Genomic DNA, 9,349 nt, shown 5'->3' on the forward strand with positions numbered 1-9,349 from the left:
GGTGAGGGTGAGGGGCCAAGGGGTGTCAGTCGGAGGTGTCCCCGGTGGCGGCGCGCACCCGCTCGCGCAGTTGCGAGACGGTGAGGTCGGGGTGCCGGGCGACGAGTTCGAGGACCCGCGGCCACTGGCGGACCAGCGCGCCCATGACCGGCGGCGCGACGTAGTCCGGCGAGTAGACCCACAGGCCGCGCAGTTCGCCGTCGACCTCGCGGGCCACCAGGTAGAGGTCGAGGTTGTGCGGCTCGATGTCGAGGATGAGCCCGGGCAGCGGGCTCTCGTCGCCGACCTGCACGTCCAGCGGGGCCACGTCGAGGCCGTCCAGGGTGAGTGAGCCGCTCGGCACGCCGAGCAGGTTGAGCATCACGCGCAGGGGCAGCTGGTTGCCGTCGCCGACGACGCCGTCGTGGACGAGGGCGCGCAGCGGCACGTTCTGGTGCGAGTAGGCGTCGAGTTCGCTCCGCAGCACCCGCTGGACCAGTTCGTGCGCGGTCGGGTCGTCGGCCATCCGGGACCGGTTGAGGATGATGTTGATGAACGGGCCGACCATCGACTTGGTCTCCGGCCGTTCGCGTCCGGCCAGCGGGTGGCTGACGGCGATGTCCGTCGCGCCCGTGTAGGTGTGCAGCAGCACGTGGAACGCGGACATCAGCATCATGAACAGGGTGACGCCCTCGCGGCGGGCGGCGTCCTTGACCACGGCCATCAGCTCCGCGTCGATGACGACGGCGTGGCTGTAGCCGTCGACGCAGTCGTCCTGCTGGTGCGGCGGCGCCTGGAAGTCGAGGACGCGGGCTGCGCCGTCCAGTTCGCCCTGCCAGTGCTCCACGTGCTGGTCGAGGGCGCCGCTGGCCAGCAGGCCCTGCTCCCAGGCGGCGTAGTCGAGGTGCTGGACCATGACGTCGGGCAGCGCGGGGTGGCGTCCGGCGGTGTGGGCGGCGTACAGCTCCGACAGTTCGTCGACGATGACGAGGAAGCCCCAGTGGTCCACGAGGATGTGGTGGGCGACGAGGACCAGCGCGTGTTCCTGGTCGGTGAGGCGGACGAGGAGGGCGCGGACCAGGTTGCCGTCCTCGATGCGGAACGGCCGTCCGGTCTCCTCCGTGAGCAGGGCGCGCAGCTTCTCGTAGCGGTCCCGCTCGCCGTGGCCGCGCAGGTCGACGGTGTCGAGGGGCCAGGTGGGCTGGCCGTCGGCGAACTGGAGGGTGGACGAGCCGCGTTGGACGTACCGGGTGCGCAGGATGTCGTGGCGTCGCACCAGGTCGTCCAGGCCGCGGCGGAGGGCGGCGGTGTCGAGGGGGCCGCGCAGGTGCCAGGCGGTGATGACGCCGTGGTGGGGGTGGTTGGGGCCCACCGGCTGGAGCAGGAACTCCAGCTGGCCGAAGGAGAGTCCGGCGCCGTCGGCGCGGTCGGCCCGGGGGATCGGCGCGTGCAGCAGGTCGGTGGCGCTGGCGGCCGTGGCGTGCTGGTCGGCGGCGCGGACCAGGGTGACGGTGCCGTCCTCGACGGCGCGGGCGCAGCGGGCGACCGCCCGCAGGGCGTCGAACCAGTCGTCGGCGAGGGCGCGCACCTCGTCCTCGGTGAGCAGTGAGCTGGCCCAGCTCCAGTTGGCCACCAACCGCGGACCGTCCGGTCCGTCCTGGGTGACGGCGTTGACCTCCAGGGGGTACGGCAGCGGCCGGGCGCCGGTGGTGCCGGGGGCGGTGTCGTCGCGCAGCGGCAGCCACGGTGTCTCGGCGTCGGTGACGGGCACCCGGCCGAGGTAGTTGAACAGCAGCCGCGGCGCGGGCAGCGCGGCGAGCCGGGGGGCGGTCTCCGGGTCGAGGTAGCGCAGGACTCCGTAGCCGAGGCCGCGCCGCGGGAGCGCCCGGAGCCGTTCGCCGGTGTGGACGACGGCCGCGGCCAGGGCGTCGCCCGCGCCGGTCACCTCGTCCCAGGTGAGCGCCCCGCCGTCGAGGCGGACGGGGTGGACGCTGGTGAACCAGCCCACCGTGCGGGACAGGTCGACGCCGTCGAACAGGTGCTCGTGCCTGCCGTGGCTCTCCACGTCCAGGACGACCGGGCCGCCGTCGGCGCCGGACCGGCGGTGGCGCCAGCGGGCGGCGGCGAGTCCCAGGGCGGTCAGCAGGACGTCCTGGATGCCGGTGTGGAACAGGGCGGGCACCTGTCCGACCAGCGGCTGGGTGGCGTCGACGGGCAGGGTCAGCGTGAGGCGTCCCTCGGTGCCGGTGACATCGCGGTCGGCGTCCGGCTCCCCGGCGACCAGCGGCTCGGCGTCGCGCAGGACGTCCTCCCAGACCGGCAGTTCGGCGCGGTGCCGGGCGACGGCCGCCGGGGAGGCCACCCGGGCGGCCCAGCCGCGCAGCGACGTCGCGACCGGCGCGAGGACCGGTTCGCGGCCCGCGGCCACCGCGTCCCAGGCGGCGGCGAGGTCGGCCAGCAGGATCCGCCAGGAGACGCCGTCGACGGCGAAGTGGTGGACGGCGAGCAGCAGTCGGCCCGGGCGTCCGGGTCCGGCGTCGAACCAGACCGGTTGCAGCATGGCGCCGCTGGCCGGGTCGAGCCGCTGCTTGGCGGCGGCGGTCTCCTCGGCGACGAGGGTGCGCGCGGCGGTGTCGGTCAGGCCGCCGGTGTCGACCCGGCGCAGGACGTCCGCGACGCGCACCGCGCCGGCCTCGTCGGCGTGCAGCGTCCACTGTCCGTCGGGTCCGGTGACCAGGCGGGTGCGCAGGGCGTCGTGCCGGTCGACCAGCGCCTGGAGTGCCGTGGTGAGCCGGTCCTCGTCCACGTCGGAGGGCAGGCCGACGGTGGCGGACAGGTCGAAGCCGACCGCGGAGCCGCCGAGTCGCCGTTGCCGTTCCACGACGGGCAGCAGCGGGATCTCGCCGGTGCCGACGTCCGTGACGCTCGCCCCGGTGTCGTCGTCGGCGGTGCGCGCCACCCGGGCGATGCCCGCCACCGTCTGGTGGGTGAACACGTCCCGGACGGTGAAGACCAGCCCGGCGGTGCGGGCCTGGGCGACGAGCTGGGTGGCCTGGATGCTGTCGCCGCCCAGGTCGAAGAAGCCGGTGTCGGCGCCGACCTCGGGCACCCCGAGGATCTCGGCGAACACGGCGCACAGGGTCCGCTCGGCCGGGGTCCGGGCGGCCCGGGACCCGGTGGCGGCGCCCAGGTCGGGCGCGGGCAGGGCGCGGCGGTCGAGCTTGCCGTTGCCGGTCATCGGGAAGGCGTCGAGGACCATCACCACGACCGGCACCATGTACTGCGGCAGCCGCTCGGCGACGAACGCGCGCAGCTCGGCGGGTTCGGCGTGCGCGCCGTCGGCGAGGACGGCGTAACCGACGAGGTCCTTGCCGCCGGAGGGCTTCTCCCGCACCGTCACGGCGGCGTCCGCCACCGCCGGGTGGGTGCCGAGCGCCTTCTCGATCTCGGCCGGTTCGATGCGGAAGCCGCGGATCTTGACCTGGTCGTCGGTGCGGCCGAGGTATTCGAGGCGCCCGTCCGCGCGCCAGCGGGCCAGGTCGCCGGTGCGGTACATCCGCTCGCCCGGTGTGCCGTACGGGCAGGCGACGAACCGCTGCGCGGTGAGCGCGGGCTGCCCGAGGTAGCCGCGGGCCAGGCCGGATCCGGCGAGGTACAGCTCGCCGGGGACGCCCGCGGGCACCGGCCGCAGCCGCTCGTCGAGGACGTAGGCGCGGGTGTCGTCCATCGGTGTGCCGATCGGCACGGTGCCGTCGGTGACCTCGCGGGTGCTGTGCAGCACGGCGAAGGTGGTGGTCTCCGTGGGCCCGTACCCGTTGGTGAGCACGGTCTCCGGCCACGCGGCCAGCGCCCGGGCGACCACGGGCGGCGACAGGGCCTCGCCGCCCGCGAGCACCTCGCGCATCCCGGCGAGCGCGGCGGGGTCGCGCTCCACGAGCAGGTTGAACAGGGCGGCGGTGAAGAACGCGGAGGTGACGCGGTGTTCGACGAGGGTGCGCACCAGCGCGTCCGGGTCGAGTTCGCCGCCGGGCGCGACGACCACCTCGCCGCCGGACAGCAGCGGCACCCACAGCTCGTAGGTGGAGGCGTCGAACGCGGTCGGGGCGTGCATGAGGACGCGGGTGTGGTGGCCGCCGCGCCACACGTGGTCGGCGGCGAGGCTGGCGACGTTGCGGTGGGTGACCGCGACGCCCTTGGGCCGCCCGGTGGAGCCGGAGGTGTACATGACGTAGGCCATGCGGTCCGGGCCGCCCGCGGGGGTGGGGACGGCGCCGTCGGGCGCGGTGGCCAGTTCGGCGGCCACGTCGAGCACGCGCAGCCCGTCGGTGGTGGGGTGCTCCAGCCCCTCCCCGTCCACGAGAAGGACGTCCGCCCGGGTGTCGGCCATGATCAGCCGCATCCGGGACGCGGGGTAGCGGGGGTCGAGCGGCACGTACACACCACCGGCCTTGATCACGGCCAGGATCGCCACGGGCAGCCGCACGGAGCGTTCCATGAGCAGGCATACGGCGTCCTCGCCGCCGTCGGCGCCGACGCCGAGGCCGCGCAGCCGTACGGCGAGCCGGTCGGCGGCGGCGGCGAGTTCGCCGTAGGTCAGCCGCTCGTCGCCGCAGCTGACCGCGGTGGCGTCCGGGGTGCGGGCGGCCTGCGCCGTGAACAGCTCGGCCAGCCCGGCCGCGGGGACCTCACCGCCCGCGCCGTTCCACTCCGTGAGCAGGCGGTGCCGCTCGGCCGGGGTGAGCAGGTCGACGTCGCCGACCGCCTGGTCCGGGTCGGCGATCATCGCGAGCAGTACCTGGCGCAGTCGGCGCACCATCGTGCGCACGGTCTCCGGGTCGAAGAGGTCGGCGCGGTACTCGATGCCGCCGTCGATGCCGCGCGGCACGCCGTCGTCCGCCAGGTGTTCGCGGAGCAGGAAGACCAGGTCCATCCGCGCGGTGCCGGTGCCCGCCACCAGCGGCTCCGCCGCGACGCCCGGCAGGTCCAGGCTCTCGTCGGTGACGTTCTGCCAGGAGAGCAGGACCTGGACGAGCGGGTGGTGCGCCATCGACCGGGTCGGGCGCAGGCTGTCGACGAGGGCCTCGAACGGGATGTCCTGGTGCGCGAGCGCGTCGAGGGTGCGTTCGCGCACCTCCGTGAGGAGGTCCCGGAACGTCTGGCGGTCGGAGGTCCGGGTGCGCAGGACGAGGGTGTTGGCGAAGAAGCCGATCAGGTTCTCGGTGGCCTGGTCGGAGCGGCCCGCGGTGGCCACGCCGAGGGGGATGTCCGTACCGGCGCCGAGGCGGCTGAGGAGCACCGCGAGGGCGGCGTTGAGCACCATGAACACGCTGGTGTCGCAGTCGCGGGCGAGCCGGGCGAGGCCCTCGTGCAGGTCCTGCTCCCAGCGGAAGGTGAGCGTGTCCCCGTCGTGGGACGCCTCCGCCGGGTGGGGCCGGTCGACCGGGAGGGCGATCCGCTCCGGCAGGCCGTCCAGGGCGCCGCGCCAGTAGTCCAGTTGGCGGGACCAGGTGCTGGCGGGGTCGTCCGGCGCGCCGAGGTGCTGGCGCTGCCACAGCGTGTAGTCGGCGTACTGCACGGGCAGCGGCTGCCAGTCGGGCGCGTGTCCGGCGAGCCGTGCCCGGTAGGCGGTCGCCAGGTCGTGCCGGAGCGGCGCCAGCGACCAGCCGTCGGCCGCGATGTGGTGGACGACGACGGCCAGCACATGGGTGTCGGCACCGACGCTGAACAGCTCGGCGTGCAGCGGGATGTCCGTGGTCAGGTCGACGGCGTGGCGGACGGCGGCGGCGACCGCGTCGTCCAGCCCGGCCTCGTCGACCTCGGTCACCGGCAGCGCGGGCCGTGCCTCGGCGGGGTCGAGGACGTGCTGCCGCGCCACGGGGCCGGTGTCGGGGAAGACGGTCCGCAGCGCCTCGTGGCGGGCGACGACGTCGGCGAGGGCCGCCCGCAGGCAGTCCACGTCCAGCGCGCCGGTCAGGCGCAGCACCACCGGGAGGTTGTAGGTGGGCGACGGGCCCTCCATCTGGTGCAGGAACCACAGCCGTTGCTGGGCGAACGACAGCGGCAGCGGGTCGGGCCGGTCCATCGGGGTGAGCGCGGGCCGGGTGTCGCCGCCGCCGTCGCGCAGCAGCTCGGCGAGCTGGGCGACGGTCTGCTTCTCGAACAGGGCGCGCACCGGCAGCTCGACGCCGAGGGCGGCGCGGATCCTGGCGACCAGCCGGGTGGCGAGCAGCGAGTGCCCGCCGAGGGCGAAGAAGCTGTCGTCGATGCCGACCTTGGGGACGCCCAGCACCTGCGCGAACAGGTCGCACAGGGCCGTCTCGTCGGCGTCGCGGGGAGCGGCGTACGCCGTCGCGGCGCGGGTCTCCTCGCCCCGTTCGGGGGCGGGCAGGGCGTTGCGGTCGGTCTTGCCGCTGGGGGTGAGCGGCAGCGCGTCGAGGAACACGAACGCCGAGGGGACCATGTAGTCGGGCAGGGTGCCGTTGAGCGCGGACCGCAGCCGGCGGCGGAGTTCGTCGGGGCTGCCGGGTGCCTGTTCCGGGACCACGTAGGCGACGAGCCGCTGGTCGCCGGGCCGGTCCTCGCGGACCACGACGGCGGAGTCCCGTACCTGCTCCTGCCACCGCAGCACCGACTCGATCTCGCCCAGCTCGATCCGGTAGCCGCGCAGTTTGACCTGGTGGTCGATCCGGCCCAGGTAGTCGACGGTGCCGTCCACCCGGCGCCGCACCAGGTCGCCGGTGCGGTAGAGGCGGTCGGCGAGGTCGGACGCGAAGGGGTTGGCGATGAACTGCCGGGCCGTCAGCTCGGGCCGGTTGAGGTAGCCGCGCGCCAGTCCGGCGCCGCCGATGCACAGTTCGCCGGGGACGCCGGGCGGCACCGGCCGGCCCTCGGGGTCGAGGATGTGCACCTCGGTGTTGGCGATGGGCCTGCCGATGGTGATCGTGTCGTCGACGATGCGGGTGCCCAGCGAGTAGATGGTGGTCTCGCTCGGGCCGTACATGTTCCACAGGTCGACGCCCTTGGCGCGCAGGCGCCGCGCCACGTCGGGGGGCAGTGCCTCACCGCAGATCAGCCCGCGCAGCCCCGGCCTGCCCGGCCAGCCCGCGTCGAGCAGCATCCGCCAGGTCGACGGGGTGGCCTGCATCATGGTGGCGCCGGTACGCGCCATCTCCTCGGCGAGCAGGTGCCCGTCGGTGGCGACCTCGCGGGTGGCGAGGACGACGCGGGCGCCCTCGACCAGCGGCAGCAGCAGTTCCAGGGTGGCGATGTCGAACGACAGCGTGGTGACGGCGAGCAGGCTGTCCTCGGCGTCGATGCCGGGCCACTGCTTCATGGCGTGGAACAGGTTGCGCAGCGCCCGGTGCGGGAGCTGGACGCCCTTCGGGCGGCCGGTGGAGCCGGAGGTGTAGATGACGTACGCGAGGTCGGCGCCGTCGACGGGCCCGTCGAGGGCTTCGGCGGACTCGGCGGCGAGTTCGTCCCGCAGCGTGTCGACGCACAGGGTGGTGGCCTCGGACTCCGGCAGGTGGGGCGCCACCGAGCTCTGGGTGACCAGGACGGGCAGCCCGGAGTCCTCGATCATGAACGCCATCCGGTCCCTGGGCAGCCCGGGGTCGACCGGCACGTAGGCGCCGCCCGCCTTCAGCACGGCCAGCACCGCGACGACCATGTCCAGGGAGCGTTCCAGGCAGACCCCGACGAGGACGTCCCGTCCGACGCCGAGGCTCCGCAGCCTGCGGGCCAGCCGGTTGGCGGACGCGTCCAGTTGGGCGTAGGTGAGCGTCTCGCCCTGGCAGTACACGGCCTCGGCGTCCGGCCGCAGCGCCGCCTGCCGTTCGACGCGCTGGTGGGTGAGCAGCGCGTCGGGCCACTCGGCGCGGGTGTCCTCCCGTTCCCGGCGCTGGGCCCGCTCCTCCTCCTCGGTGAGCAGGGCGACGTCCAGGACGGGCTGGTCGGGGTCGGCGAGCAGGTGGTCCAGGAGCACCCTGAGGTGGCCGCCCATGCGGTCGACCGTGGCCGCGTCGAACAGCTCGGTGTTGTACTCGAACCAGCCGTCGAGCGCCTCGCCCCGCTCGAACACCTGGAGTTCGAGGTCGAACCGCGCCGTGGTACTCGCCACCTCCAGCAGCTCGAAGCGCAGCCCCGCGACGTCGAACTCGGGCACCGGGATGTTCTGGAACACGAACGACACCTGGAAGACCGGCGACCGCGACAGGTCCCGCTCCGGCGCCAGCTCCTCCACCAGCCGCTCGAACGGCACCTCCTGGTGGGCGAAGGCGTCGAGGGCCGCGCCGCGCACCCGGCCGAGCAGTTCGGTGAACGTCGGGTTCCCGGAGACGTCGTTGCGGATCGCGAGGGTGTTGACGAAGTAGCCGATGAGCCGCTCGACCTGGGACTGCCCGCGGTTGGCCACCGGCACGCCGACGACGACGTCCTCCTGCCTGCTGTAGCGGTGCAGCAGCACGACGTAGGCGGCGAGCAGCGTCATGAACGGGGTGACGCCGGTACGGCGGCTCAGCTCGCGCACGCCGTTCATCACCTCGGCGGGCAGCCGGAAGGGGCGCGAACCGCCGGACGTGCCGAGGACGGCGGGGCGCGGCCGGTCGGTGGGGAGTTCGAGGATCGGCGCGGCGCCGTCGAGGGTCTTCTTCCAGTGCTCCAGCTCGGCGGTGAAGCCAGGTCCCGCGAGCTTCCCGCGCTGCCAGGCCGCGTAGTCGGCGTACTGGACGGGCAGTTCGGGCAGTTCCGGGGCGGTGCCGGTGAGGTAGCCCTGGTAGAGGGCGATCAGCTCGCCGAAGAGCACCGACGTCGACCACAGGTCGGCGACGATGTGGTGCATGGTGAGCAGCAGGACGTGCTCGTCGTCGGCCAGCCGCAGGAACGTCATCCGCATCAGCGGCCCGGTGCCCAGGTCGAAGGGGCGGGCGAACTCCCGGCGCGCCAGCTCCCTGACGCCCTCCTCGCCGTCGGGGCCACGCAGGTGCCCGCACTCGACGACGGTCAGCTCCAGCTCACCGGAGTCGTGGACGACCTGGACGGGCTCGCCGTCCTCCGCGTCGAAGGTGGTGCGCAGCGACTCGTGGCGGCGGACGATCTCGGCGAGGCTGCGGCGCCACAGCTCCACGTCGAGCGGGCCGTGCACCCGGGCCGCGGCCGGGATGTTGTAGGCGGCGCTGCCCGGGTTGAGCTGGTCCAGGAACCACATGCGCTGCTGCGGGAACGACGCGGGGAACCGCCGCCTGCGCGCCGGTGTCCGACCGCCGCCCGCACGCCGCAGCCGCTCCGCCAGCAGCGCGCGCTTCTGCTCCGGGGTGAGGCTGGTCAGGTCGATGTCGGTCATGCGCCCTGCTCCTGATCGTTGGTTCGGCGG

1 protein-coding gene is annotated in these 9,349 nt (G+C 74.3%); it reads right to left on the reverse strand.

Annotated features, from left to right (window positions below):
• Positions 1–25 precede the first annotated feature (25 nt).
• Positions 26–9,319 (reverse strand): amino acid adenylation domain-containing protein, encoded by a 9,294-nt coding sequence (locus tag ABZ659_RS16875; RefSeq protein WP_360219714.1) that lies wholly within the window; start codon positions 9,317–9,319, stop codon positions 26–28.
• Positions 9,320–9,349: the final 30 nt, after the last annotated feature.

This window comes from Streptomyces sp. NPDC006997 (assembly GCF_040635175.1).
GTDB lineage: Bacteria > Actinomycetota > Actinomycetes > Streptomycetales > Streptomycetaceae > Streptomyces.

Bases quoted from the DNA above. Each gene is read 5' to 3' on its own strand.
- ABZ659_RS16875 (WP_360219714.1), bottom strand. From the start codon at position 9,319: ATGACCGACATCGACCTGACCAGCCTCACCCCGGAGCAGAAGCGCGCG.